At 70.4% G+C, this 25534-nt stretch carries 20 protein-coding genes; 4 read left to right on the top strand and 16 right to left on the bottom strand.

Going from position 1 to position 25534, the window contains the following annotated elements:
- Positions 1–7 precede the first annotated feature (7 nt).
- From ftsW to F6B42_RS09530, 9 genes are all read right to left on the bottom strand, one after another.
- Positions 8–1270, bottom strand: a complete 1263-nt coding sequence (ftsW, locus tag F6B42_RS09490; protein ID WP_396652460.1) for a putative lipid II flippase FtsW — start codon at positions 1268–1270, stop codon at positions 8–10.
- Complete coding sequence (gene murD / locus F6B42_RS09495; RefSeq protein ID WP_150419611.1) at positions 1227–2768, bottom strand: UDP-N-acetylmuramoyl-L-alanine--D-glutamate ligase; 1542 nt, start codon at positions 2766–2768, stop codon at positions 1227–1229. Before murD ends, ftsW begins: the two co-directional genes overlap by 44 nt.
- Positions 2765–3874, bottom strand: coding sequence for a phospho-N-acetylmuramoyl-pentapeptide-transferase (mraY, locus tag F6B42_RS09500; protein ID WP_150419373.1), 1110 nt, complete (start codon positions 3872–3874; stop codon positions 2765–2767). The genes murD and mraY overlap by 4 nt, the downstream gene beginning before the upstream one ends.
- On the bottom strand, positions 3871–5283 hold the full coding sequence (locus F6B42_RS09505) for a UDP-N-acetylmuramoyl-tripeptide--D-alanyl-D-alanine ligase (RefSeq protein ID WP_150419374.1): 1413 nt from the start codon (positions 5281–5283) through the stop codon (positions 3871–3873). The genes mraY and F6B42_RS09505 overlap by 4 nt, the downstream gene beginning before the upstream one ends.
- 27 nt (positions 5284–5310) lie before the next feature.
- The gene (locus F6B42_RS09510; protein ID WP_150419375.1) at positions 5311–7104 is read right to left on the bottom strand and encodes a peptidoglycan D,D-transpeptidase FtsI family protein; all 1794 of its coding nucleotides are present in this window, start codon (positions 7102–7104) and stop codon (positions 5311–5313) included.
- Between the two features lie 4 nt (positions 7105–7108).
- Positions 7109–7714: a hypothetical protein gene (locus F6B42_RS09515; RefSeq protein WP_150419376.1), complete on the bottom strand. Its 606-nt coding sequence runs from the start codon at positions 7712–7714 to the stop codon at positions 7109–7111.
- The gene (gene rsmH, locus F6B42_RS09520) at positions 7711–8670 is read right to left on the bottom strand and encodes a 16S rRNA (cytosine(1402)-N(4))-methyltransferase RsmH (protein ID WP_150419377.1); all 960 of its coding nucleotides are present in this window, start codon (positions 8668–8670) and stop codon (positions 7711–7713) included. The genes F6B42_RS09515 and rsmH overlap by 4 nt, the downstream gene beginning before the upstream one ends.
- Positions 8671–8769: 99 nt before the next feature.
- Positions 8770–9201, bottom strand: a complete 432-nt coding sequence (mraZ, locus tag F6B42_RS09525; RefSeq protein ID WP_150419378.1) for a division/cell wall cluster transcriptional repressor MraZ — start codon at positions 9199–9201, stop codon at positions 8770–8772.
- A 163-nt stretch (positions 9202–9364) separates the two neighbouring features.
- Positions 9365–9748, bottom strand: a complete 384-nt coding sequence (locus tag F6B42_RS09530; protein WP_150419379.1) for a DUF3040 domain-containing protein — start codon at positions 9746–9748, stop codon at positions 9365–9367.
- A 67-nt stretch (positions 9749–9815) separates the two neighbouring features.
- On the opposite strand from F6B42_RS09530, the gene F6B42_RS09535 reads away from it, so the two are divergent.
- Positions 9816–10895, top strand: a complete 1080-nt coding sequence (locus tag F6B42_RS09535) for a polyprenyl synthetase family protein (protein ID WP_150419380.1) — start codon at positions 9816–9818, stop codon at positions 10893–10895.
- Positions 10896–10924: 29 nt separating this feature from the next.
- Here F6B42_RS09535 and F6B42_RS09540 read toward each other — a convergent pair whose 3' ends face one another.
- Positions 10925–11275 carry an Rv2175c family DNA-binding protein gene (locus tag F6B42_RS09540; RefSeq protein ID WP_150419381.1) on the bottom strand — a complete coding sequence of 117 codons (351 nt, stop codon included), beginning with the start codon at positions 11273–11275 and terminating at the stop codon, positions 10925–10927.
- Positions 11276–11462: 187 nt separating this feature from the next.
- Between F6B42_RS09540 and F6B42_RS09545 the strand changes: the two genes are divergently transcribed.
- Positions 11463–12614 carry a LysM peptidoglycan-binding domain-containing protein gene (locus tag F6B42_RS09545; protein WP_223878427.1) on the top strand — a complete coding sequence of 384 codons (1152 nt, stop codon included), beginning with the start codon at positions 11463–11465 and terminating at the stop codon, positions 12612–12614.
- A gap of 76 nt (positions 12615–12690) precedes the next feature.
- Positions 12691–14640 (top strand): Stk1 family PASTA domain-containing Ser/Thr kinase, encoded by a 1950-nt coding sequence (gene pknB / locus F6B42_RS09550; RefSeq protein ID WP_150419383.1) that lies wholly within the window; start codon positions 12691–12693, stop codon positions 14638–14640.
- 108 nt (positions 14641–14748) lie between these two features.
- Here the strand turns inward: pknB and F6B42_RS09555 are convergent, their stop codons facing one another.
- From F6B42_RS09555 to F6B42_RS09565, 3 genes are all read right to left on the bottom strand, one after another.
- Positions 14749–16083, bottom strand: coding sequence for a class II 3-deoxy-7-phosphoheptulonate synthase (locus F6B42_RS09555; protein ID WP_150419384.1), 1335 nt, complete (start codon positions 16081–16083; stop codon positions 14749–14751).
- A 62-nt stretch (positions 16084–16145) separates the two neighbouring features.
- On the bottom strand, positions 16146–16832 hold the full coding sequence (locus F6B42_RS09560) for a lysophospholipid acyltransferase family protein (protein WP_150419385.1): 687 nt from the start codon (positions 16830–16832) through the stop codon (positions 16146–16148).
- Positions 16833–16836: 4 nt separating this feature from the next.
- A complete protein-coding gene (locus tag F6B42_RS09565; RefSeq protein WP_150419613.1) occupies positions 16837–17769 on the bottom strand; it encodes an ROK family protein in 933 nt (310 codons plus the stop codon).
- Positions 17770–17915: 146 nt separating this feature from the next.
- Between F6B42_RS09565 and F6B42_RS09570 the strand changes: the two genes are divergently transcribed.
- The gene (locus F6B42_RS09570; protein WP_150419386.1) at positions 17916–19751 is read left to right on the top strand and encodes an AMP-dependent synthetase/ligase; all 1836 of its coding nucleotides are present in this window, start codon (positions 17916–17918) and stop codon (positions 19749–19751) included.
- A 57-nt stretch (positions 19752–19808) separates the two neighbouring features.
- Here the strand turns inward: F6B42_RS09570 and F6B42_RS09575 are convergent, their stop codons facing one another.
- Genes F6B42_RS09575 through F6B42_RS09585 form a run of 3 tightly spaced genes read right to left on the bottom strand, consistent with a single transcriptional unit; the run spans position 19809 to position 25485 of the window.
- Positions 19809–20300: a peptide deformylase gene (locus F6B42_RS09575; RefSeq protein ID WP_150419387.1), complete on the bottom strand. Its 492-nt coding sequence runs from the start codon at positions 20298–20300 to the stop codon at positions 19809–19811.
- Positions 20300–22027 carry a MinD/ParA family ATP-binding protein gene (locus tag F6B42_RS09580; protein WP_150419388.1) on the bottom strand — a complete coding sequence of 576 codons (1728 nt, stop codon included), beginning with the start codon at positions 22025–22027 and terminating at the stop codon, positions 20300–20302. The genes F6B42_RS09575 and F6B42_RS09580 overlap by 1 nt, the downstream gene beginning before the upstream one ends.
- A gap of 50 nt (positions 22028–22077) precedes the next feature.
- Positions 22078–25485: a pyruvate carboxylase gene (locus F6B42_RS09585; RefSeq protein ID WP_150419389.1), complete on the bottom strand. Its 3408-nt coding sequence runs from the start codon at positions 25483–25485 to the stop codon at positions 22078–22080.
- Positions 25486–25534 lie beyond the last annotated feature (49 nt).

The following is a 25534-nucleotide window of genomic DNA, read 5'->3' on the forward strand; positions in this document are numbered from 1 at the left end:
ATCGACACTACCGACGCGCGAGCGACCTCGCCGACGCGGTGCGGGCCGGTGCGATCGGCGTCGCCGCGGGATCGCGCGTCGGCAGGGTGCGTGCGAACGAGAGCAGGACACCGCAGGCGATGAGGCCCGACATGAGCGACGTGCCGCCCTGCGACATGAAGGGCAGCGGAACGCCGAGCACGGGGAAGACGCGCAGCACGACGCCGATGTTCACGAGCGCCTGGCCCACGATCCACACGACGATGCCGCCGGAGACGATGCGGACGAACGGGTCGTCGGTCTTGCGGATGACGTGGAAGGCGCCGACGGCGAAGAGGGCGAAGAGGGCGAGGACGACGACGCAGCCGATGAGTCCCAGCTCCTCGCCCACGATGGCGAAGATGTAGTCGTTCGCCGCCGCCGGCAGCCACTGGTACTTCTCGCGCGAGTTGCCGAGTCCGAGCCCGAACACCCCGCCGCTCGCGAGAGCCCAGACGCCGTGGAGCGGCTGGTAGCACGAGCCCGCATCGGCGAAGTAGCAGTCGGTGGAATCGACGTTGAGGAAGCTCATGATGCGAGCCATGCGGTTCGGGCTCGTGACGGCGAAGACCGCGGCCGCGACGACGACGCCGATGGCGGGCAGGAGGAACAGCCGGAGCTTCACCCCGGAGAAGAACAGGCAGCCGAGGAGGATCGCCATGATGATCATGGCGGTGCCGAGGTCGTGGCCGGCCATGACGGTGCCGATCACGAGGGCGCCGACCGGGACGACGGGGATGAACACGTGCTGCCACTTCGACAGCAGGGTGCGCTTGCGGTACAGGATGAACCCGAGCCAGACCGCCAGCGAGAGCTTGAGGAACTCCGACGGCTGCGCCTGGAATCCCGCGATGGAGATCCAGTTCGTGTTCCCGTCGTTGTGGACGCCGAGACCCGGGACGAAGACGAGGAGCTGCAGCATCAGGCCGAGGATCAGCGCCGGCCAGGCCATCCGCTTCCAGAACCGCACCGGGAACCGGCTCACGATGAACATGATCGGGATGCCGAGCAGCGCGAACACCGCCTGTTTCAGCACCGTGTCGAACGGGTTCGCGCCGTCGACGGCCATCGTCGCCGACAGCACCATGACGAGGCCGAATCCGGTGAGCAGCAGCGCGGTGGAGGCGATGAGGAGGAATTCGCTCGGCACCGGGGCGAAGACCCGGCCGAGCATGACCCGGGCGGCGAACCCGGAACGCGCGTGGTCCTCAGGCGCGGCCGTCCGCGTGGGGTCCAGCGGTGTCGTGGTCACCGTCTCCCCTTCCGAAGTGTTCGTGCACGGCGGCTGCGAAGCGGCGTCCGCGGTCTGCGTAGGACGCGAACTGGTCGAAGGATGCCGCCGCCGGAGCGAGGAGCACGACGTCCCCGTCCGCAGCGACTCCGACCGCCAGTTCGACGACCCGGGCCATGACGTCTTCAGTCTCCGTCGCGATGACCTCGAACAGGGGCACCGCGGGCGCGTGTCGCGCGAACGCCGCGACCACGGCCGAACGCTCGGCGCCGATCACGATGGCGGCCTTGACGCCCGTGCCGCGGTCGGCGACGAGGTCCGAGATGTCGACGCCCTTGAGCTGCCCGCCGACGACCCAGACCGAGCCGGGGAACGCGGCGAGCGATGAGCCGGCCGCGTGCGGATTCGTCGCCTTCGAGTCGTCGATCCAGGTGATGCCGGCCGCGCGAGCGACGACCTCGATGCGGTGCGGGTCGAGACGGAACGTCATCAGGGCATCGCGGATCGCGACCGGCTCGACGCCCTGCGAGCGGGCGAGCGCCGATGCGGCGAGGATGTTGGCGACGACGTGCGGCGCGGCGAGGTCGCGCTCGGCGAGATCCGCGACGGTCGCGAGCTCCCACGCGGCCGTGCGGCGGTCCTCGTGGAAAGCACGGTCGACGAGGATGCCGTCGACGACACCGAGATCGCTCGGCCCCGGGACGCCGAGATCGAATCCGATGGCGCGGCATCCCTCGACGACCTCGGCGTCCTCGACCATCTCGCGCGTCGCGAGGTCGGCCTTGTTGTAGACGCAGGCGATCCGGGTGTTGCGATAGACGACGGCCTTGGCGTTCCGGTAGGCCCGCGCCGATCCGTGCCATTCGAGATGGTCGTCGGCGAGATTGAGGCACACGCTCGCCGCGGGCGACGGCTGACCCGCCGGGTCGGCGCGGCCGAGGTACCAGAGCTGGTGGCTGGAGAGCTCGACGACGAGCACGTCGAATCCGGCGGGATCGCGGACGGCGTCGAGGACGGGGACGCCGATGTTCCCGCAGGGGGCCGCGCGCAGTCCGCCCGCGACGAGCATGGTCGCGGTCAGCTGGGTCGTCGTGGTCTTGCCGTTGGTGCCGGTGATGAGCAGCCACTCGGCGGGCCGGCCGTCGGGCCGCAGTACCTTGTCGCGAACGCGCCAGGCGAGCTCGATGTCGCCCCAGAGCGGGATGCCGTCCTCCGCCGCCCAGCGGATGACCGGGTGGTGCGGCGGGAAGCCGGGAGAGGCGATGACGACATCCGGACGGTGCGCCCGGACGGCGTCCGGCACCTCGGCGAGCGACCCCTCGTGCAGGCGTGCGCCGATGACGGGCAGCAGCCGGGCGTACTCCTCGTCGGCCCGCTCGGTCGCCACGAGGACATCCGCTCCCAGCTCGGCGAGCGTGTCGGCGGCGGCGAATCCCGTGACGGAGAGTCCGAGCACGACGACGCGCAGACCGCGCCAGTCCGCATGCCAGCTGGTCAGCGCGTCGAGCCGGGCGGTCATACGGCGGCCAGCCACGCGACGTAGAACAGCCCGACGCCGACGACCGCCAGCATCCCGGCGATGATCCACATGCGGACGACGATCGTGACCTCCGGCCAGCCGCGCATCTCGAGGTGATGGTGGAACGGGCTCATCAGGAACAGACGCTTTCCGCCCGTCGCCTTGAAGTAGTAGCGCTGCAGGATGACCGAGCCCGGCGCGATGATGAAGACACCGGCGATGATGACGGCGAGCAGCTCGGTGTGCGAGAGCACGGCCATCGCCACGATGACGCCGCCGATCGCCATCGAGCCGACGTCGCCCATGAAGATCTTCGCCTTGGGCGCGTTCCACCACAGGAACCCGACGAGCGCGCCGACGAACGACGCCGCGATGATCGTCAGATCCATCGGGTCGCGCGTCGTGTAGCACGCGGCCTCGTAGGCCGGCACGAGCGCATCGGTCGAGCACCGCTGCTGGAACTGCCAGAAGGTCACGAGGCTGTAGGCCGAGATGGTGAAGATCCCGGCACCCGTGGCGAGGCCGTCGAGACCGTCGGTGAGGTTGGTGGCGTTGGACCAGGCGACGGCCTGGAAGGAGATGAAGGCGAGATACAGGACCAGGCCGATCACACCGCCGAGCGCCATGAAGTTCAGCCACTCGATGTCGCGGAAGAGCGAGACGTACGCGGTCGCGGGGGTCTCGCCGCGCTCGTTGGGGATCAGCAGCGCCACGACGCCGAAGGGCACCGCCACGACGATCTGCCCGATCACCTTGCGCCACCCCGAGAGGCCGAGGCTCCGCTGCGAACGCACCTTCATGTAGTCGTCGATGAATCCCACGACCCCGAGGCCGACCATCATCCAGATGACGAGCAGGCCCGACATCGTCGGCGGCGCGCCGCCGGTGAGCGTTCCGATCAGGTAGCCGACCACGGTGCCGAGGATGAAGATCAGGCCGCCCATGGTGGGCGTGCCGCGCTTGGCGTGGTGGCTGGGGTTGGTGGCGTCGTCCGGGGTCCGGATGACCTGGCCCCACCCGAGCTTCTCGAACAGCCGGATGAACACCGGCGTGAGCAGCAGCGTGAACGCCAGCGAGATCGTCGCGGCCGTCAGCAGAGATCTCACGAGAACGATTCTCCCAGACGATCGCCCAGGTGCCGGAGGCCCGCCGAATTCGACGACTTCACGAGCACGCGGTCGCCGTCGCGGAGTTCGGTCATCAGGTAGTCGTAGGCGGCATCCGCGTCGGCGAAGAAGACCGCTTCGCCGTCCCAGGATCCCTCGCCGATCGCGGCGAGGTAGAGCCGTCGCGCCTCGGCGCCCACGACGACGATGCGCTCGATCCGCAGACGCACGGCCTGCAGACCGACGCGGTCGTGCTCCTCGCCGGCGAACTCGCCGAGCTCGGACATGGCGCCGAGGACGGCGACCTTGCGCTGCCCCGGCTCGGTGATCTGCGCCAGGGTGCGGAGGGCCGCGGCCATGGAGTCCGGACTCGCGTTGTAGGCGTCGTTGATGATGCGGACGCGGTCCGACCCGAGCGGCTGCATGCGCCAGCGTTCGGCGAGCTCGACCGTCTCGAGCCGCGCGACGGCGTCGGCGAGGGCGATGCCGAGCTCGAGGGCGGCGGTGATCGCGGCGAGGGCGTTCATGACGTGGTGCTCGCCGAGCACGCGCAGCCGAAGCGGGATCCGCTCGTCGTCGGCGACGATGACGCACGAGGTGCCGGCGGCGTCGACCGAGACGTCCTCGGCACGCACCTCGGCGTTCGCTCCCCGCCCGAACCACCGCACCCGGACATCGCGCGCTCGTGCGACGTCCGCCATCGTCGCGACACGGGGGTCGTCGGCGTTGAGGACGGCCACTCCCCCGGGGCGGACGGCCTCGACGAGCTCGGTCTTCGCTCGCAGCGTCGCCTCGACGCCGCCGAATCCACCGGCGTGGGCGAGGCCCACCATGAGGACGACTCCGATGTCGGGTGAGACGAGGCCCGCGAGCCGGGCGATCTGGCCGGCGCCGTCGGCACCGAACTCGCTCACGAGGAAGCGGGTGTCGTCCGCGACGCGCAGCATCGTGAGCGGCGCTCCGACGGAATTGTTGAACGAGGCGCGGGGCGCGACGGTGTCGCCCTCGTCCTGCAGGACGCGGGCGAGCATGTTCTTCGTCGTGGTCTTGCCGTTGGAGCCGGTGATGCCCACGACCCGCAGGTCGCCGGCCGAGCGCACCCGGCCGACGACCTCGCGGGCGAGGTCGGCCAGAGCCGCGACGGCATCCGCGACGACGATCTGGCTGATGGGCGCGTCGACCGGGTGCTCGACGACGGCCAGCGCGGCGCCGGCGTCGGCGGCGGAAGCGACGAACAGGTGGCCGTCGGTCGCGTCGCCGGGCTTGGCGACGAACACGTCGCCAAGCCCGATGACGCGCGAATCGGTGTCGACGGCGCCCGAGACGATGGCCTCCGGGGTGTCGTCACCGGCGAGGTGGAGGGTGCCCGAGAGCACGCGGGCGATGTCGGCGAGGGACAGGGTGATCATGATTCGGTCCTCGGACGCGCGGGGGCGTCACTGGGTCACGGGGAGCAGCGGAGTCTGCGAGTCCGAGGGCATGATCCGGTAGTGCTTGAGCACCTGGGTCATGGCCTTCTGGAAGGCCGGACGATTGGCGGCGGAGAGTCGCAGCGTCTTCGGCTCGTCGAATGCTGTCAGGACAACATACTTCGGATCGTCGGCGGGGGCGTACCCGACGAGAGAGGTGTAGTACAGATTGTCCTTGTACGCGCCCGTGGCCGGGTCGACCTTCTGCGCGGTTCCGGTCTTGCCCGCCATGCGGTAGCCGGGGATCGCGATGTCCTTCGCGAGCGTGCCCTGCGCGAACACGTTCTCGAGCATCAGTCCGACCTCGTCGGCGGTGCTCTTCTGGATGACGCGGACCGGGTCGGGAAGCGTCGGCTCGTGCACCTCGCCGGCGGCATCCGTGCACGACTCGACGAGGCTCAGAGGCTCGCGGACCCCGCCGTTCGCGATCGTCTGGTAGACGCTCGCGACCTGGGGGGCGGTGACCGTGAACGCCTGACCGAAGGTCGTCGTGTAGTACGTCTGGTTGTCCCACTGGTCGGTGGGGATGTAGGTGCCCTTGGGCTCCCCCGACCAGTTCAGCGCGGTGCCCTCGCCGACGCCGAACTTCTGCAGGTACTCGAGCCGCGTGGCGGGATCGACCTGCGACCCGAACTGCGACAGCGCGACGTTCGAAGAGGTGACCAGGCCACCCGTGAGGGTCAGGTTCTGGGGTTCGTGGTGCTCGGAGTCGTTGACGACGGCGCCGTTGGGGAACTCCATCCGGTCCGGGCTCCAGGCCGTCGACAGCGGGGTGAGCCCGGCAGCCTCGATCGCGGTGGCGGCGGTGACGGGCTTGAAAGTCGAGCCGGGCTCGTACGAGTCGCGGAAGAGACGGCTGCCGCGGTCGGCGGGGTCGGAGCTCGCGACATCGTTCAGGTCGACGCTCGGGTATTCGGCCGCCGCGCGGATCTTGCCGGTGGCGACCTCGACGACGAGGATCGATCCGCTCTCGGCGCCGAGGTTCTCCGTCTGCTCCGCGATCAGCTGCTGCATGTACCACTGCAGGTCGCGGTCGATCGTCAGCTTGAGGGTGCCGCCGTTCACCGGCGCGGGATCCTGCACCTCGGTTCCCGGGATGACGACGCCGTCGAGTCCGCGCATGTAACGCTGCTGACCGTCGCTCGCCTCGAGGCAGGAATCCTGCAGTGCTTCCATGCCCTCGAGCGGCGTCTCGTCGGAGCCGACGAAGCCGATCACGTTCCCGGCCACGGCGCCGTCGGGATACGTGCGGTGCGGATGCGGATCGAACCCGACGAACGGGAGCTTGAGATCGGCGAGGGCGCGGAACTGCTCGGTCGACAGACCTCGCTCGAGATAGGCGAACCGCGACTCGGGATCGGCGGCGACGGCGGTCGTGACGATCGACTCGACCTCGGCGGGCTCCTGTCCGGTGACGGCGGCGATCTCTCCGGCGAGCTGCGACCACGTCACCTCGACGGTCTCCCCCGCGTCGTTCTTGCGCTTGATGCCGAGAACGGCGAGCTTGGGGTCGATCTTCGCGTCGTAGATGGAGGTGGTGGTCGCGAGCGTGTCGCCGTTCGCGTCGACGATGTCGCCTCGCGTGCCGTAGAGCGTCGTTCCGACCTCCATGGCCAGGTCGCGGGCATCCGCCTCGTGATCTCCCGCGTTCACGACCTGGATGTCGACCAGACGGATGATGAACGCCCCGAGGACGATGAGGACGACGAGGAGCGCGACCACCGTGCGGCGGCGCGGGCTGCGTGTGGCTCGGGTCGTCATGAGCTCAGTGTGTGGCCGGAGCCGGGAGTCCGTCGGCGATGGGCGGGGGTGTCGCGGGATCGACCGTCAGCAGCTCGTCGACGCTGACGCCGGTCTCGATGCTCGCGGCCGGGTCCGTCACGAGGGGGACGCCGGCGACGAGAGCGTTGCCGACGGCGGCACGCGAGAGCGCGTCGACGCTGGAGGTGCCACCGGCTGGAGCCGAGGCGCCCATGACCGCGCCGTCGCTCAGCCGCAGGTAGTTCGGCGACTCCGTGATCACCATGCCGAGAGCGGCGGCGTTCGCCGCCAGGTACTGCGGGGAGCTGAGGCCGGCGACGTCATCCTGCAGGATCTCCTTCTGCCAGTTCAGCTGTCGCTGCTGCTGGGTGAGTCCGGAGATCTCGAACGAGGTCTGCGTGGTGGCGATCGAGAGTCCCATCTGCACGGCGCCGATGAGCACCGCGCCGGCGACGGCGACGACGCCGTAGACCATGCGCGGGCGACGACGGCGCGCGGGCGCGGCGACCAGATGGAGATCGCGATCGTTTCGCGAGGGGCCTGGCGCCGGGGCGCTCAGGACGTCGGCATCGAAGCCCCGCTCGTCGCGGGCCGTGCTGGTCCAGCTCATGACGCCTCCCTCACCCGTTCAGCGGCGCGCAGTCGCACCGGGGTCGCCCGCGGGTTGCGGGCGCGTTCTTCCTCCGACGCCAGCTCGGCGCCCTTCGTCAGCAGTCGGAACCGCGGCGCGTGCTCGGGCAGCTCGACGGGGAGACCGCTCGGGGCGGTCGACTTCGCGGCATCCGCGAACACCCGCTTCACCAGCCGGTCCTCGAGGGACTGGTACGACATCACGACGATGCGCCCGCCCACGCGGAGCAGGTCGAGGGCGTCGGGCATCGTCCGCTCGAGAACGGCGAGCTCGGCGTTGACCTCGATGCGCAGCGCCTGGAAGACGCGCTTCGCGGGGTGTCCCGAGCGTTCCCGCTGCACGGCTGCCGGAGTCGCGGAGACGAGCAGGTCGACGAGTTCGCCCGACCGGGTCAGCGGTGCACGCGAGCGGGCGTCGACGATGGCGCGCGCGTAGCGGCCGGCGAGCTTCTCTTCGCCGTACCGCTCGAAGATCCGGCGGAGATTGCCCTCGCTGTAGGTCGCGACGATCTCGGCGGCCGTGGTGCCGGCCGTCTGGTCCATGCGCATGTCGAGCGGAGCGTCGCGCGAGTACGCGAAGCCGCGGTCGGCCTCGTCCAGCTGCAGTGACGAGACACCGAGGTCGAACAGGATGCCGTCGACCCGCCGCACACCGCAGTCGGCGACGGCGCGGGCGATCCCGTCGTAGACGGTGTGGACGAGCGAGACTCGGTCACCGAACGGCGAGAGACGCGCGCCGGCCAGTCGGAGCGCGTCGGTGTCGCGGTCGAGGCCGATGAGGCGCACGCCGGGGAACCGGCTGAGGAGGGCCTCCGAGTGGCCGCCCATCCCCTCGGTGGCGTCGACGACGACGGCGCCGTCGTGCTCGAGCGCGGGAGCCAGCAGCTCGATGCAGCGCTCGAGCAGGACCGGGGTGTGGATGTCGGGAGTGTCCATGATGCGTCGGGATCCTCCCTGGAGCCCTGATCCCCCTCCGCTGCGACCTGACACCGGGGAAGTGCGTCAGGGCGAGCGGCTGAGGATCACGGCCACAGGTCAGAAGAGTCCCGGGATCACCTCCTGCTCCATGTCCGAGTAGGCGTCCTCGTTGCCGGCGGCGTACGCGTTCCAGGACTCGGCGTCCCAGATCTCTGCGTGCGCTCCGACGCCGGTCATCACCAGTTCGCGGCCGAGGCCCGCGTAGGTGCGGAGGTGCGGCGGGACGGTGATGCGGTTCTGGCTGTCGGGCTTCTCGGCGCTGGCGCCGGAGAGGAACATGCGCTGGAAATCACGCGCCTGCTTGTTTGTCAAGGGGGCCTCGCGAATCCGCTCGTAGACCCTCTCGAACTCCACCGTGCTGAACACGTAGAGGCATCGTTCCTGTCCGCGGGTGACGACGACACCGGGTCCGAGGTCGTCGCGGAATCTGGCGGGGAGGATGACGCGGCCCTTCTCGTCGAGCTTGGGGGTGTGCGTGCCGAGCAGCATGGTGTCTCCACCACCCCCTCCCGGCCCGTCGGTTGGCACCACTTTACTCCACTTTCCTCCACTCGCCTATGGGTTCGCCGCACCGCGCCTCCCCTGAACGCAAAAAAAGCACCGACCCGGAGGTCGGTGCTTTTTCGTTTCGGCCGTGGCCGACGAGGCGGTGTCAGCGTTCGCCGTTGCGGCGGTCCCAACGATCGTTCATGCGGTCCATGAAGCCGGCGGAGCCGGAAGCAGAGGCGGATGCCGCAGGTTTGCGGGTACCGGCGGTCGCACCGCGGCCGGCGGTGCCCGACCGCGAGGGGGTGAGGGCCAGGACGACACCGCCCACCATGACGATGAAGGCGACGACGCCGATCGCGATGATGGAGCTCGAGACGCCGACGATCAGTCCGCCGATCCCGACGAGGACCAGCAACGAACCGTAGACGATATTGCGATAACTGAGGGACTGACCTTCTCGCGGCGCGGTCACGACGTCAGCGTCATTGCGCATGAGATGGCGTTCCATCTCATCCAGCAGCCGCTGCTCCTGTTCTGACAGTGGCATGCGTCCCCCTCTGTTCGGGTATCCCTGCGCTGATTCTACGCGCGCCGTCGAGAACTAGGCTAGGCCTGTGACGAGCCTCCCCGACCCGAACGCCGCTGTTTCCCAGCGACTGGAAAGCTTTGTGGCCGTACAGCGTTCGCAGACTCGCGGACTCGGAGACGAAGCGGCGCAGTTCCTCGACTCGGCGGCATCCGTCCTCGACGGCGGCAAACGCCTGCGCGCACGCTTCCTCGCCGCCGGCTGGGCTGCGGCCCGAGGGTCGTCCGCGACACCCGGCGACGACGTCACGGGCGTGGCCGCCGCTCTCGAGATCTTCCACGCCGCCGCCCTCGTGCACGACGACCTCGTCGACAACTCCGACACGCGGCGCGGACGTCCCTCCGCGCATCGCGCGCTCGAGTCCCGGCACGCGGCGCTGGGGTGGCGCGGCGATGCGGACGCGTTCGGGCGCGCCGCCGCCATCCTGCTCGGCGACCTCCTCATCTCGTGGAGCGACGACCTGCTCGAGGAGTCGATCGTCGACAACCGGCACGCGGGCGACGTGCGACGTCAGTACTCCCTCATGCGGCGCGACGTGACGATCGGACAGTTCCTCGACGTCGCCGAGGAGGCGGCCTCCGTGACGGCTCCCGATTCCGAGCACGCCGAGCGCGCCCGGCGGGTGGCGTCCTACAAGTCCGCGCGCTACAGCGTCCAGCAGCCGCTGCTCATCGGAGCCGCGCTCGGCGGCGCCGACGACGGCCAGCGCGCGGGCCTCGCGCGCTTCGGACATGCCGTCGGACTCGCCTTCCAGCTCCGCGACGACGTCCTCGGCGTGTTCGGCGACGCCGCGGTGACGGGGAAGCCCTCGGGCGACGACCTCCGCGAGGGCAAGCGGACCGTCCTCATCGCGCGCACCCGCGAGGCCGTCGACCCGGAACGGCGCGCGGCGCTCGACGCGCTCCTCGGCGATCGCTCCCTCGACGCGGATCAGATCGCCGCCTTGCAGCGCATGATCGTGGACAGCGGAGCGCTCGCAGAGGTCGAGGCCGAGATCGCGGCACTCGAGGTCGAGGCCGACGCCGCCCTCGCAGACACGCCCATCGACCCGGTGGTCATCACCGCCCTGCGCACTCTCGGTGAGGCCGCCATCCGCCGGAAGTCCTGACGTCGGCGACGCGGAGCCGACGCTTCCGCTCAGGCGAGCGTCTGCGCCACCCGCCGGACCTCGCTCTTGCGGCCCGCACGCAGCGCATCGATCGGGGCGACGCCGATGGTGTCGTCGGCGTTCAGCAGCCAGTCGATCGCCTCGTCGTCGTCGAAGCCCGCATCGTGCAGGACGGTGATCGTCCCGCGAAGCGAGGAGAGGGGTTCGCCGTCGAGGAAGAAGACGTCGGGGACGCGCAGCGCACCGTGGCGACGCGAGCCGATGAAGTGATTCTCATCAAGCAGCCGCCGGACACGGCCGAGCGGCTCTCCGACGAGGTCGACGATCTCCGCCAGAGACAGCCAGGACACGGGAACGACGGGGTTTTCGGGCTCGGTCACCCCTCAACTATCCCACTCCCGTCGACGTCGGTGGGCGATCATGGTCACTCCCGTCACACGTGTAACACCTGTCGCTTCGGTTGACAGGGATTTACTCGCGTGTCAGCGTTTCGGAGACTTCCGAGAAGGGACCCCCGTGCGCCGCGACCCGCTGCCCCATCCGCCGTCCGTCCGATCGCGGGTTCCCGTGCTGACCGCCCCCGTCGTCGTCGGGTCGATCGCCCTCTCCCTCACCGGCACCCCGGCCATCGCCGTCGAGCCGGCGCCGCGACCCGCCCTCGATCCGGCGCTGCGGGACGCCCTGGCGTCGGCGACCCGCGCGATGGACGCCGCGGCGACGCACACGGTCCGCGCGGGCGACACGGTCAGTCGCATCGCCGCCGCGAACGGGCTGCGCACGGCTGACGTCCTGTCCTGGAACGGCCTGGACTGGTCGGCGGTCATCCATCCCGGCGACGTCCTCCGGCTCACCCCGGCGACGGCCGCGGGTCCGGCGCCGGCTCCCGTCGCGGCATCCGCCCCGGCAGCGGCGCACACCGTGGTGGCGGGCGACACGCTGTGGGCCGTCGCCCGGGCCCACGGCGTCAGCGTCGCCGCGGTCGCTCAGGCGAACGGCATGGGACCGGATGCGGTCATCTACCCGGGACGGACGCTCGCCCTCCCCACGGCCGGCGCGACCGCTCCCGGCGCGGGTCCGGCGCCCGCTGCCGCACCCGTCGCGCCGGCGCCGGCCGCCGCCGCGATCCACACCGTCGTCGCCGGCGACACGGTCGGGGCGATCGCGGCTCGGCACGGCCTCGCCATCGATGCCGTCCTCTCGGCGAACGCGCTCGACCGCACGTCGATCATCTACCCCGGGCAGGACCTCGTGATCCCGGGCGGAGACATCGTGCCCGCCGCCGCCGTCGCCTCCGTGGACACGGCGGCTCTCGGCCTCGACGAGGAGCAGATCGCCAACGCACGTCTGATCATCCAGGTCGGCCGGGAGCGCGGCGTGCCCGACCGGGGTATCGCGATCGCGCTGGCGACGGCCATGGTCGAATCCTGGATCCGCAATCTCGACTGGGGCGACCGCGACTCGCTCGGGCTCTTCCAGCAGCGCCCGAGCACCGGCTGGGGCAGCCCGGAGCAGGTGCTCGACCCGACGCGATCCATCGCCGCCTTCTACGGCGGCCCGGCCGACCCCAACGGCGCCGAGACGCGCGGGCTCCTCGACATCGCCGGCTGGGAATCGCTCGCGTTCACGGATGCCGCACAGGCGGTTCAGATCTCCGCCTACCCCGAGCGCTACGGCGAGTGGGAGGCGCAGGCGTACTCCTGGCTTGCGGCTCTCGGCTGAGGCGCGCCGGGAAACGTCTCGGTGGCGGGGTGAGCCGCTGCCCGGGCTCGCAGCATCCGCTCCGTAGAATCGCAGCGTGAGCATGAGCCAGCAGACCGACCCGCTGATCGGCCGTCTGGTCGACGAGCGGTACCGCGTCCGCGCTCGCATCGCCCGCGGCGGCATGGCGACGGTCTACGTCGCGACCGACCTGCGCCTCGAACGCCGCGTCGCCCTGAAGGTGATGCACGGCCATCTCTCCGACGACACCGTCTTCCAGAGCCGCTTCATCCAGGAGGCGCGGGCCGCCGCGCGGCTGGCCGATCCGCACGTCGTCAACGTCTTCGATCAGGGTCAGGACGGCGACATGGCCTACCTGGTCATGGAATACCTTCCGGGCATCACGCTGCGCGAGCTGCTCCGCGAGCAGAAGCGCCTGACGATCCCGCAGACGATCACGATCATGGATGCCGTGCTGTCCGGACTCGCGGCAGCGCACCGCGCGGGCATCGTGCACCGCGACGTGAAGCCCGAGAACGTGCTGCTGGCCGAGGACGGCCGCATCAAGATCGGCGATTTCGGGCTCGCCCGGGCGACGACCGCGAACACCGCCACCGGTCAGATGCTGCTGGGCACGATCGCGTACCTCGCGCCCGAGCTCGTGACACGCGGAACGGCCGACGCGCGCAGCGACATCTACGCCCTCGGCATCATGCTCTACGAGATGCTGGCAGGCGAGCAGCCCTACAAGGGCGAGCAGCCGATGCAGATCGCCTACCAGCACGCCACCGACTCCGTGCCGCGGCCGAGCGCGAAGAACCCGGGCGTCCCCGAGCAGCTCGACGAGCTCGTCCTGTGGGCGACCGAGCGCGAGCCCGACGAGCGTCCCCTCGACGCGCGCGTCATGCTCGATCGCCTGCGCGTGATCGAGAAGGAGCTCGGGGTCTTCCCCCAGGTCGTCCGCACCGCCCCGCTGGGCGCCCCGGTCGTCGTCGAGGACGACGGACCGGGGTCGGGCGAGCTCACGAAGGTCATGCCCGGCACCTTCACCGCTCCCCCGGTGACGACCGACGTCGACAACGCGACGCGACTGCGCCGCCGCACGCGCGGCAATCGCGCGAAGGGCGCATGGCTTCTCATCCTCGTGCTCCTGCTGGCCGGGGCCGCCGGCGGAACGGGATGGTGGTTCGGCTCCGGTCCCGGGTCGCAGGTCGGCGTGCCCGACGTCCGCGGACTGTCGTTCGCCGACGCTCAGATCGTCCTGGCGGCGGAGGGGCTCGTCGCGACCGAGGCCGGTGAGAACAGCCGGGACGTCGAGGCCGGCTTCGCCATCCGCACCGATCCCGGCGCGGGCGCGCGTCTCGATCGTGACGAGCAGGTGAGCGTGGTCATCTCCCGCGGCCCCGCCGAGGTCTCGATCCCGCAGCTGGCGGGGCAGAGCGAAGCGGCGGCGCGGGAGTTGCTGGAGCAGAACATCGTGCGCGTCGGTGCCGCCGACGAGGAGTTCGACCCCGACGTCGAAGCCGGCACGGTGATCAGCGCCACCGTGACGCCTGCCGCCGGGGGCGATCCGATCGACTGCTCGGCCGGCTGCACGGCGCGTCAGGGCGACGCGGGTTCGCTCCTCGTCTCGCGCGGCGGCATACCGGACGTCTCGGGCCAGAGCGTCGACCGGGCGACGCGCATCCTGACGGACGCCGGGCTCGAGGTGTCGGGCGACACCCTCACCGACTCGTCGACGCGCGTCGCGGACGGTGACGTCATCACGATCGCGGACCGCGACGGCGGCGGCAACTGGCGCCCGGGCGATGTCATCACGCTCATCGTGTCGACCGGACCGCCCCTGTTCGAGGTGCCGAGCGTCGTCGGGCAGACGCGCGACAGCGCCGCGCAGACCCTGCGCGACGCCGGTTTCGAGGTCGGCTACTCAGCGCTGTGGAACATCTGGCCGGACGGCCTCACCGAGGTCACGGCACAGGACCCGCGCGGCGGCAGCCTGAACCAACGCGGCACGACGATCACCCTGCAGATCACCGCGACGGGCTGACGGGCGGCACACCCGTTCTGTTCTGCACGGCGCACAGGCCCGTCGAACCACGAGAGCGCGCTCCCATCGGGGGGGTCCCCGGGACGCGCGCTCTCGGTGGCAGGTCGGTCAGCGCTTCTCGAGCTCCTCGGCCACGAGGAAGGCGAGCTCGAGGCTCTGCATGTGGTTCAGGCGCGGGTCGCACAGGCTCTCGTAACGCGTCGCGAGGGTCGCCTCGTCGATCATCTCGGAGCCGCCGAGGCACTCGGTGACGTCGTCACCGGTGAGCTCGACGTGGATGCCGCCGGGGAAGGTGCCCACGGCGCGGTGCGCCTCGAAGAAGCCGCGGACCTCGTCGACGACGTCGTCGAATCGACGCGTCTTGTAGCCGGTCGGCGTCGTGATGCCGTTGCCGTGCATCGGGTCGGTCACCCAGAGCGGGGTCGCGCCGGCATCCTTCACCGCTTCGAGCAGCGGCGGGAGCGCGTCGCGGATCTTGCCCGCGCCCATCCGGGTGATGAACGTCAGGCGGCCCGGCTCGCGCTCGGGATCGAGCTTGTCGATGAGCGCGAGCGCCGTGTCGGTCGAGGTCGAGGGGCCGAGCTTCACGCCGATCGGATTGCGGATCTTCGAGAAGTAGTCGACGTGCGCGCCGTCGAGCTCGCGCGTGCGCTCACCGATCCACAGGAAGTGCGAGGAGGTGTTGTACGGCGTGCTGGTGCGCGAGTCGATACGCGTCATGGGGCGCTCGTAGTCCATGAGGAGACCCTCGTGGCCCGTGTAGAACTCGACGCCCCGCAGCTCATCGAAGTTGGCTCCCGCCGCCTCCATGAACTTGATCGCGCGGTCGATCTCTCCCGCGAGACCCTCGTAACGCGCGTTCGCGGGATTCGAGGCGAAACCCTTGTTCCACGAGTGCACCTCGCGCAAATCCGCGAAGCCGCCCTGCGTGAACGCTCGGATGAGGTTCAGCGTGGAAGCAGCAGTGTGGTACCCCTTCAACAGCCGCGCGGGATCGGGCTGACGCGAGGCCGCCGTGAAGTCGTAGCCGTTCACGATGTCGCCGCGGTAGGCCGGCAGCGTCACATCGCCGCGGGTCTCGGTGTCGCTCGAACGGGGCTTGGCGAACTGTCCGGCCATCCGGCCCATCTTGACGACGGGCATCGAGGCGCCATAGGTGAGCACGACCGCCATCTGGAGGACGGTCTTGATGCGGTTGCGGATCTTGTCCGCCGTCGCACCGGCGAACGTCTCGGCGCAGTCGCCGCCCTGGAGGAGGAACGCCTCTCCGGCGGCGGCGCGAGCGAGCCGCTCGCGGAGGAGGTCCACCTCGCCGGCGAAGACGAGGGGCGGGAGCGTCGCGATCTCGGCCGACACCGCAGCCACGGCGTCGGGGTCGTTCCACGCCGGCTGCTGCTTGATGGGGAGATCGCGCCACGAGTCGAGTGAATCCAGCGTAGGCACGGGACGAGTCTAGTGCTCGCGCGGACGGGCCCCGGCCGTGTGACGCGGTGCCCGCGGCCCGCTCACGCCTGGGCGACGGCGCGCTCCTTCACCGTCGACGCGTAGACGTCTGCGTACTCCTGCTCGCCGAGGCGCTGGAGGGCCACCATGATCTCGTCCGTGACCGATCGGAGGACGTAACGGTCGTTCTCCATGCCCTGGAAGCGCGAGAAGTCGAGCGGTTCGCCGATGACCATGCCGACACGACCGACGCGCGGGATGCTGCGCCCGATGGGCATGACCGCGTCGGTGTCGACCATGACGACCGGGATGACCGGCACCCGGGCCTCGAGCGCCATGCGGGCCAGGCCCGTGCGCCCCCGGTAGAGCTTGCCGTCCGGGCTGCGGGTGCCCTCGGGGTAGATGCCGAGGAGGTCGCCTCGCCCGAGCACCTGGAGACCGGTGTTGAGCGAGACTTCGGAGGCCTTGCCGCCGGTGCGGTCGATGGCGATCTGACCGGTCGCCTTCATGAAGATGCGGGTGGCCCACCCTTTGACGCCGGTCCCGGTGAAATAGTCGCTCTTCGCGAGGAACGACATCGGACGGTCGATCATGAGAGGCAGGAAGATCGAATCGCTGACCGAGAGGTGATTGCTCGCGAAGATCGCGGCGCCGGATGCCGGGACGTTCCGCCGTCCCACGATCCACGGCCGGAAGATCGCCTTCACGACGGGTCCGATGAAGACGTACTTCATCAGCCAGTAGAACATCGGATCACCGCCCGCCGGCGAGGTCGGCGACGCCGATGAGACCCGCGTCGTTGCCGAGCGTGGCGATCGCGAAGTCGGCTCCCGCAGCGTTCTCGCCGCCGGGGAGGGAGGCCCGATACCTCTCCCGGACCGGGGCGAGGAGCGTCTCGCCGAGCTGGGCGACGCCGCCGCCGATCACGAAGATCTCCGGATCGAAGGCCGCCTGGAAGCCGCCCGCCGTCTCGCCGAGCGCCGTCGCGACGCGGCGCAGAGCCTCGAGGGCACCCGGGTCGCCCGCCAGGATGAGCCGCGAGATGGCGTCGCCGTGGATCGTGCCGCCCGCGTCACGCACCCCCGCGAGGCCTGCGCCGAGCTCGGGGTCGTCGGCGAGGTCCGCGGCCTCCCGCTGCAGTGCGCGTCCCGAGGCGTACTGCTCGAGGCAGCCGCGCAGACCGCAGCCGCACGGGCGTCCGTCGCGCTCGAAGCGGACGTGGCCGAGCTCGCCGGCGGCGCCGCGTCCGCCGATGAGCAGCTGACCGTCGATGATGACCGCTCCGCCCACCCCGGTCCCGAGGGTGAGCATGATCATGTCCGAGGTGCCGCGACCGGCGCCGAAGCGGTACTCGGCCCAGCCGGCGGCGTTGGCGTCGTTCTCGAGCGTGACCGCGATGCCCGCCCGCGCCTCGAGCTCGCTGCGCAGGGGGTGCTCGACCCAATCGATGTTCGGAGCGTGACGCATGACCGAACGCGTGCGATCGAGGAATCCGGCGGCCGCGACGCCGACCGCGGTCACGTCGTGCGTCTCGCGGAAGTGCCGGACCATGTCGCCGACGGCGGCGGCGAGCTCATCGGTGTCGGTGGGCGTGTCGACGCGGATGCGGTCGAGGATCGAGCCGTCCGCGGAGACCACTCCGCCGGCGATCTTGGTGCCGCCGATGTCGATGCCGATGTTGAGCACGCGCGTCCCTCCGGCCGGCCGGTTGGCGGGCACCGATCGAGTCTAGTGCGCCCTCGGCACCGCTCCGCGATTGGCTTCGGGCGTCCGGCTAGAGTGGTCGGAACCCTGCCAGACGCTTCACCCGGTACCGAAGGAGTTGCCGCTTCATGAGCGCCGTCCAGTTCGAAGTCCCCGCCATCGTTCCCGCCGACCCGGATGCGAACATCTCCGACCTGCTGGTCGAGCGCGTCAAGGCGAGCCCCTCGCGTCCGCTGTTCGCCGTTCCGGAGGACGGCGGCTGGCGCGATGTCAGCGCCGCCGAGTTCCAGCGCGAGGTGATCGCCCTCGCCAAGGGCTTCGTCGCCGCCGGCATCGGTCCGGGGGACAAGGTGGGCTTCATCGCCCGCACCACGTACGACTGGACCCTGGTCGATTTCGCCCTCTTCTTCGCCGGCGCGGTGATGGTCCCGATCTACGAGACGAGCTCCGCGTCTCAGATCTCATGGATCCTCACCGATTCGGAGGCCACGGCCGTCATCACCGAATCCGCCGAGCACGCCGACCGTGTCGCTGAGATCCGCGGCGAGACGCCGCTCGTGCGCGAGGTCTGGACCATGAGCTCGGGCGACCTCGACGGGCTGCGCTCGCGGGGCACCGACGTCACCGACGACGAGATCGAGCGGCGACGCACCCTCGCCGTCGGATCCGACATCGCGACCCTCATCTACACGTCGGGATCGACCGGACGCCCGAAGGGCTGCGTGCTGACGCACAGCAATTTCGTCGAACTCGCCCGCAACTCCGGCGAGGCTCTCTCGGAGGTCGTCAGCCACCCCGGCGGAGCCTCGACCCTGCTGTTCATCACGACCGCCCACGTGTTCGCTCGGTTCATCTCGATCCTGAACGTGCACGCAGGCGTCAAGACCGGTCATCAGCCCGACACCAAGCAGCTGCTGCCCGCGCTCGGCTCGTTCCAGCCCACGTTCCTCCTCGCCGTGCCGCGCGTGTTCGAGAAGGTCTACAACTCGGCCGAGCAGAAGGCGGAGGCGGGCGGCAAGGGCAAGATCTTCCGTACTGCCGCCGCCGTCGCGATCGAGCACTCCCGCCTCCAGCAGGACGGCAAGAGCATCCCGCTGCTGACCAAGCTGAAGTTCCGCCTCTTCGACAAGCTGGTCTACGGCAAGCTGCGCGCCGCCATGGGCGGCAGGGTCGTCTACGCGGTATCGGGCTCGGCTCCGCTCGGACCGCGACTCGGCCACTTCTTCCACAGCCTGGGTGTGACCATCCTCGAGGGCTACGGTCTCACCGAGACGACAGCGCCGGCGACCGTGAACCTGGCCACGAAATCCAAGATCGGAACGGTCGGACCGGTCCTGCCCGGCGTCGGCATCCGCCTCGGCGAGGATGACGAGATCGAGGTGCGCGGCATCAACGTCTTCACCGAGTACTGGCGCAACCCCGAGGCGACCGAGGCCGCCTTCCACGACGGCTGGTTCAAGACGGGTGACATCGGCACCTTCGATGCCGAAGGCTTCCTCACCATCACGGGCCGCAAGAAGGAGATCATCGTCACCGCCGGGGGCAAGAACGTGGCGCCGGCCGTCCTCGAGGACCCGATCCGAGCCAACCCGATCGTCGGTCAGGTCGTCGTCGTCGGCGATCAGAAGCCGTTCATCTCGGCCCTGATCACCCTCGACCCCGAGATGCTTCCGACGTGGCTGGCGAACAACGGACAGCCGGGAGATCTCTCCCTGACCGCGGCGAGCACGAACGCCGCCGTCCGCGCCGAGGTGCAGCGGGCCGTCGACGAGGCGAACAAGAACGTCTCGCGAGCGGAATCCATCCGCAAGTTCACGATCCTCGGAACCGAGTGGACCGAGGGCAGCGGCCACCTCACCCCGAAGATGAGCATCAAGCGCAACGTCATCCTCACGGATTTCGCCGACGAGGTCTCGGCGATCTACGACGAGCCGGTCAAGACCAGCAACGTCCCGCTCGGCTGACGCGGCCGGAACGACGACGGCCCCGCGGATCTCCCGCGGGGCCGTCGTCGTTCCGGCTCAGAACCAGTCGGATTCGCGCACTTCGCGCATGGCGATCCGGCGCTCGGCGGGCGAGAGCCGGTCGAGGTAGAGCGTGCCGTCGAGGTGATCGCACTCGTGCTGCAGCGCCTGGGCCATGAGGCCCTCCCCCTCGAGGACGACGTCGTTGCCGTCCAGATCGATCCCGACCGCTCGTGCGTACGGGTGGCGGAGCGTGTCGTGCCAGAGATTCGGGACCGACAGGCAGCCTTCGCCCACGAGCAACGGCTCGCCGGAGGCTTCGACGAGCTCCGGATTGAGGATGTACCCGATCACACCGTCGACGTTGTAGCTGAATGCACGAAGCGACACGCCGATCTGCGGGGCTGCCACTCCGGCCCTCCCCGGCAGCTCGACGGTGTCGAGGAGGTCGCGCACGAGCGAGCGCACGCCGTCGTCGATCGTCTCGATGCGGGCGGCCCGCGACTTCAGGACAGGGTCGCCGAAGAAGCGGATGCTGCGGACCGCCATCAGGCCGCCGACGCCGTGAGTCGCAGGCCCTCGACGACGCCGGCGGCGAGCCGCCGGGCGGCCTCGCGCGTCGCGGGCTCGAGATCGCTGAAGGTCACGGCGCTCCCCGCGGCGAGATGCGGGTCGTACGGCACTCGGACGACCGTGCGCACGCGCGAGGAGAAGTGCTTCTCGAGCTCGTCGGCGCGCACCATGGGCGTACCCGGGCGCGAGGTGTTGAGCACGACCACCGCGCGCCCCACAGCCTCGGCGAAGCCGTTCGATTCGAGCCAGGTCAGGGTCTCCGACGCGAGGCGCGCCTCATCGACGGACATCCCGGCCACCACGACGATCTGATCGGACAGGCCGAGCGTCGCGCCCATCACCGAGTGGACGATGCCGGTGCCGGTGTCGGTGAGCACGATCGAGTAGTAGTGCGCGGCGATGGCCGCGACGTTCTCGTAGTCGTGGTCGCTGAAGGCCTCCGACACGTTCGGATCGGAGTCGGACGCGAGCACGTCGAGCCGGGTCTCGTCGCGCGCGACGATCGAGGAGAGGTCGTTGAAGCCGACGACGCTCGCACTCGTGCGCACGAGGTCCCGGACGGTCTTGCCGCTGGTGCGCCCGATGCGATCGGCCAGCGTTCCCCGATCAGGGTTCGCGTCGATGGCTATCACGCGATCGTCACGCGCATCCGCCAGCGCCATGCCGAGCAGCGTGGTGATCGTCGTCTTCCCCACACCGCCCTTGCGCGAGAGGACCGGCACGAACTTCGCACCGCCGGCCAGCGGCGCGGAGATACGTCGATCGAGCTCCTTGCGGGCCTTCGCGCGCTTGCCGTCGCCGAGATTGATGCGACGAGCGGACACGGTGTAGACGAAGCGCTGCCACCGGCCCTCCGGTTCGGCGCGGACGATCTGCGCCGGATCGAGCAGCCGCTCGGCGGTGAGGAGGTCGGCCGACTCGCGGCCCGGCTCCAGATCGCCGATGCGCCGGGACTGCAGGACGGGCTCCGGACGCACCACCTGAACGCGTTCGGTCGCATGGCGGACCTGCTCGGCGGCCTGATGCGCCTCGCGACGGGTCGTCGGCACGCCGCCCGTGATCACGGCCGCCGTCGGAACGACGGTCGCCACGACCGGTTCGACGGCGCTGGATGCCGCCGGCGCCGCGGCGACGGGCGAGGTCACCGGCGTGGCCGGCTCGTCGATCGTCGCAGGGATCACGTCGTCCGCCGCAGCGGATGCCGCGGCATCCGGAACGTCGTCGACCGCGGCGCCCTGCTCAGCATGCGCGACGTCTGCGTCGGCGAGCGGGACATCCGCGTCGCGGGTGTCATCCGCTGCGACGGCGTCGTCGTCCGCACCGTCATCGTCCGCCCCCTCCTGCTGCGCCTCGCCGGCGTCGTCCGCAGTGGCGGTCTCCGAGAGGTCGGAGCGGGCATCGTCGGCATCCGTCGACGCGTCGGCTCCGAAGTGCGCATCGTCGTTCTCCCGCGCGTCGATCCCGAGCGGGATGTCGCCGGTCTCGAGATCGTCATGCGCGCTCTCGTCGGCGCGGTCGATGTCGACGACCTCGCCGTCGATGACGTCGTCGTCATCGAGGTCGTCGTCGCGTGACCCCGGCAGGGTCACGTCGACCTGCGCGGTCCCCCCGACGATGCCGATCGCCGTCGTGTGAATGCTCTCGCTGTCGGCGAGGACGGCGGGATCGTTCTCGACGTTCTGGTTTTCGTTGTGCTCAGACATGATGTGCTGCGTCCACTCCCGGGTCTCGAGCTCGAGCCCGACCCCCTAGGCTACTCGCCGGGCCGGATGACGACCAAAAGGTCCCCGGCCTCGACCTGCGCGGTGCCGCTCACCACGAGCCGCTCGACGACGCCCGCCACCGGAGCCGCGATGGCCGCCTCCATCTTCATCGCCTCGATCGTCGCGACCGGCTGACCCGCCTCGACGGCGTCTCCGACCCCCGCCTTCAGCGTGACGACTCCGGAGAAGGGCGCTGCGACCTGGCCGGGAATCGACGTGTCGGCGCGCTCGGCCTGGCGGGTGGCGACCTCGATCGCCCGATCGCGGACGAAGACCGGCCGGAGCTGTCCGTTGAGGGTCGCCATGACCGTCCGCATCCCCTTCTCGTCCGCCTCGCCGATCGCCTCGAGACCGACGTAGAGCTGCACGCCGCGCTCGATCTCGACGACATGCTCGCTGCCGGGAACGAGTCCGTAGAGATAGTCCACCGTGTCGAGCACGCTCAGGTCGCCGTAGGTTTCGCGGACGCGATCGAACTCGCGCGTCGGGCCGGGGAACAGCAGGGTGTTGAGCGCACGACGCCGGGTCGCGGAGTCGCCTTCGAGAGCCATCTCCTGCGCGGGCGTGAGCTCTGCCGCCGCTGGCCGGACCGTGCGGCCGGCGAGCACCTTCGACCGGAACGGCTCCGGCCACCCGCCGGGCAGGTCTCCGAGCTCGCCCGCCATGAAGCCGACGACGGATTCCGGGATGTCGAAGGCGCCGGGGTCGTCGGCGAAGGCGACCGGATCGGCTCGGACGGCCGCGAGATGCAGGGCGAGATCGCCGACGACCTTCGACGACGGGGTCACCTTGGGCACTCGGCCCAGGATGTCGTCGGCGGCGGCGTACATGTCCTCGATGAGCTCGAAATCGCCGGCGAGCCCGAGCGCGATCGCCTGCTGCCGGAGGTTCGACAGCTGACCGCCGGGGATCTCGTGCCGGTACACCCGACCGGTCGGGCCGGGCAGCCCGGACTCGAACGGACGATAGATGTGTCGCACCGCCTCCCAATACGGTTCGAGGTCGGAGACCGCACGCAGATCGAGCCCGGTATCGCGCTCGGTGTGGGCGAGTGCGGCGACGAGCGCCGACAGCGAGGGCTGGCTCGTCGTGCCGGCCATGGGTGCGGCGGCGGCGTCGACGGCATCCGCTCCCGCTGCACTCGCCGCGAGAAGCGTCGCCAGTTGACCGCCGGCGGTGTCGTGGGTGTGGACGTGCACCGGCAGGTCGAAGCGCTCGCGGAGCGCGGCGACCAGCCGTGACGCCGCGGCCGGACGGAGGAGCCCGGCCATGTCCTTGATGGCGAGGACGTGCGCACCCGCATCCGCCACCTGATCCGCGAGTCGAAGGTAGTAATCGAGGGTGTAGAGATCCTCGCGCGGATCGAGGAGGTCTCCGGTGTAGCAGAGCGCGACCTCGGCCACCGTCCTGCCGGTGCCGAGGACGGCGTCGATGGCGGGACGCATCTGCGACACGTCGTTGAGCGCGTCGAAGATCCGGAAGATGTCGACACCGCTCGCGGCGGCCTCTGCCACGAACGCCTCGGCGACCGCGGTCGGGTACGGCGTGTACCCGACCGTGTTCCGGCCGCGCAGCAGCATCTGGATGGCCACGTTCGGCAGCGCGCTCCGGAGCTTGTCGAGCCGCTCCCACGGGTCCTCACCGAGGAAGCGGAGCGCGACGTCGTAGGTGGCGCCGCCCCAGGCCTCCACCGACAGCAGCTGCGGGGTCAGCTGCGCCACGGCCGGGGCCGCGGCGACGAGATCCCGCGTGCGGACGCGCGTCGCGAGCAGGGACTGATGGGCGTCGCGGAAGGTCGTCTCGGTGACCGCGAGCGCCGTCTGCTCGCGCAGCGCCCGAGCGAAGCCCACGGGGCCGAGGTCGAGCAGACGCTGCCGGGAGCCGGGGACCGGAACGGCGGACGGATCGAGCCGGGGAAGCTTCGACCGCGGCTCCACGGTCGTCGGCGCCGTTCCGTGCGGGCGGTTCACGGTGGTGTCGGCGAGCCAGCCGAGGACCTTCGATCCGCGGTCCTTCGACACCCGGCCGTCGAGCAGCTCGGGCCGCTCGTCGATGAAGGCCGTGCTCAGGTCGCCGCGTTCGAATGCCGGGTCGTCGAGCACGCGCTGGAGGAACGGGATGTTGGTCGACACGCCGCGGATGCGGAACTCCGCGAGGGCGCGACGGGACCGCACGACCGCGGCTTCGAAATCGCGTCCGCGGCAGGTGAGCTTCGCCAGCATCGAGTCGAAGTGCGGGCTGATCTGCGAACCGGCCGCCGTGGTGCCGCCGTCGAGACGGATGCCGGCACCGCCGGGCGAGCGATAGGTCGTGATCTTGCCGGTGTCGGGGCGGAAGCCCTGGGACGGGTCCTCCGTCGTGATGCGGCACTGCAGCGCGGCGCCGCGCACGTGGATGCTCTCCTGACGAAGGCCGAGGTCGCCCAGGGTCTCCCCCGCTGCGATCCGCATCTGGGACTGCACCAGGTCGACGTCGGTGATCTCCTCGGTCACCGTGTGCTCGACCTGAATCCGCGGGTTCATCTCGATGAAGACGGCCTCGCCGGCCCGCTCGCCGGCCGTCTCGAGCAGGAACTCGACGGTGCCGGCGTTGACGTAGCCGATCGATCGGGCGAACGCGACGGCATGCCGGTGCAGCTCGGTGCGGACGGCGTCGTCGAGATTCGGCGCCGGCGCGATCTCGACGACCTTCTGATGGCGGCGCTGCACGGAGCAGTCGCGCTCGAACAGATGCACGGTGTCGCCGGTGGCGTCGGCGAGGATCTGGACCTCGATGTGGCGGGGGCGCTGCACCGCCTGTTCGAGGAACACGCGCGGGTCGCCGAAGGCGCTGCCCGCTTCGCGCATCGCCTCGGACAGCGCCGGGGCGAGCTCGGCGGGTGCGGCGACCCGCCGCATCCCCCGCCCTCCTCCGCCGGCGACGGCCTTCACGAAGATCGGGAATCCGATGTCGCCCGCGAGCGCGACGAGGGCGTCGACGTCGTCGGACGCGTCGGTCGATCGCAGCACCGGCACCCCGGCCGCCGCGGCATGGCGCTTCGCCGTGACCTTGTTGCCCGCGGCTTCGAGCACCTCGGCGGACGGGCCGATGAAGGCGATCCCGACCTCGGCCGCACGCCGCGCGAGGTCGGGGTTCTCCGACAGGAACCCGTAGCCGGGATAGATCGCGTCGCAGCGGCTGTCGACGGCGACGCGGACGATCTCGTCGACGTCGAGGTACGCACGGACGGGATGACCGCGCTCCCCGATCTCGTACGCCTCGTCGGCTTTCAGCCGATGCAGCGAGTACCGGTCCTCGTGGGGATACACCGCGACCGTACGCGCTCCCAGCTCGAAAGCCGCACGGAAGGCGCGGATCGCGATCTCACCGCGGTTCGCCACCAGGATCTTGCGGAACATGCTCACCTCGCACAGGTGGTCGGGCGGCGCCGGTGCCGCTCGAATACCC

Origin of the sequence: Microbacterium radiodurans (assembly GCF_008710705.1) — a bacterium.
GTDB classification, from domain to species: Bacteria; Actinomycetota; Actinomycetes; order Actinomycetales; family Microbacteriaceae; genus Microbacterium; species Microbacterium radiodurans.

Bases quoted from the DNA above. Each gene is read 5' to 3' on its own strand.
- murD (WP_150419611.1), bottom strand. From the start codon at position 2,768: ATGACCGCCCGGCTCGACGCGCTGACCAGCTGGCATGCGGACTGGCGC.
- F6B42_RS09505 (WP_150419374.1), bottom strand. From the start codon at position 5,283: ATGATCACCCTGTCCCTCGCCGACATCGCCCGCGTGCTCTCGGGCACC.
- F6B42_RS09510 (WP_150419375.1), bottom strand. From the start codon at position 7,104: ATGACGACCCGAGCCACACGCAGCCCGCGCCGCCGCACGGTGGTCGCG.
- F6B42_RS09515 (WP_150419376.1), bottom strand. From the start codon at position 7,714: ATGAGCTGGACCAGCACGGCCCGCGACGAGCGGGGCTTCGATGCCGAC.
- rsmH (WP_150419377.1), bottom strand. From the start codon at position 8,670: ATGGACACTCCCGACATCCACACCCCGGTCCTGCTCGAGCGCTGCATC.
- mraZ (WP_150419378.1), bottom strand. From the start codon at position 9,201: ATGCTGCTCGGCACGCACACCCCCAAGCTCGACGAGAAGGGCCGCGTC.
- F6B42_RS09530 (WP_150419379.1), bottom strand. From the start codon at position 9,748: ATGCCACTGTCAGAACAGGAGCAGCGGCTGCTGGATGAGATGGAACGC.
- F6B42_RS09560 (WP_150419385.1), bottom strand. From the start codon at position 16,832: ATGTTCTACTGGCTGATGAAGTACGTCTTCATCGGACCCGTCGTGAAG.
- F6B42_RS09570 (WP_150419386.1), top strand. From the start codon at position 17,916: ATGAGCGCCGTCCAGTTCGAAGTCCCCGCCATCGTTCCCGCCGACCCG.
- F6B42_RS09575 (WP_150419387.1), bottom strand. From the start codon at position 20,300: ATGGCGGTCCGCAGCATCCGCTTCTTCGGCGACCCTGTCCTGAAGTCG.
- F6B42_RS09580 (WP_150419388.1), bottom strand. From the start codon at position 22,027: ATGTCTGAGCACAACGAAAACCAGAACGTCGAGAACGATCCCGCCGTC.
- F6B42_RS09585 (WP_150419389.1), bottom strand. From the start codon at position 25,485: ATGTTCCGCAAGATCCTGGTGGCGAACCGCGGTGAGATCGCGATCCGC.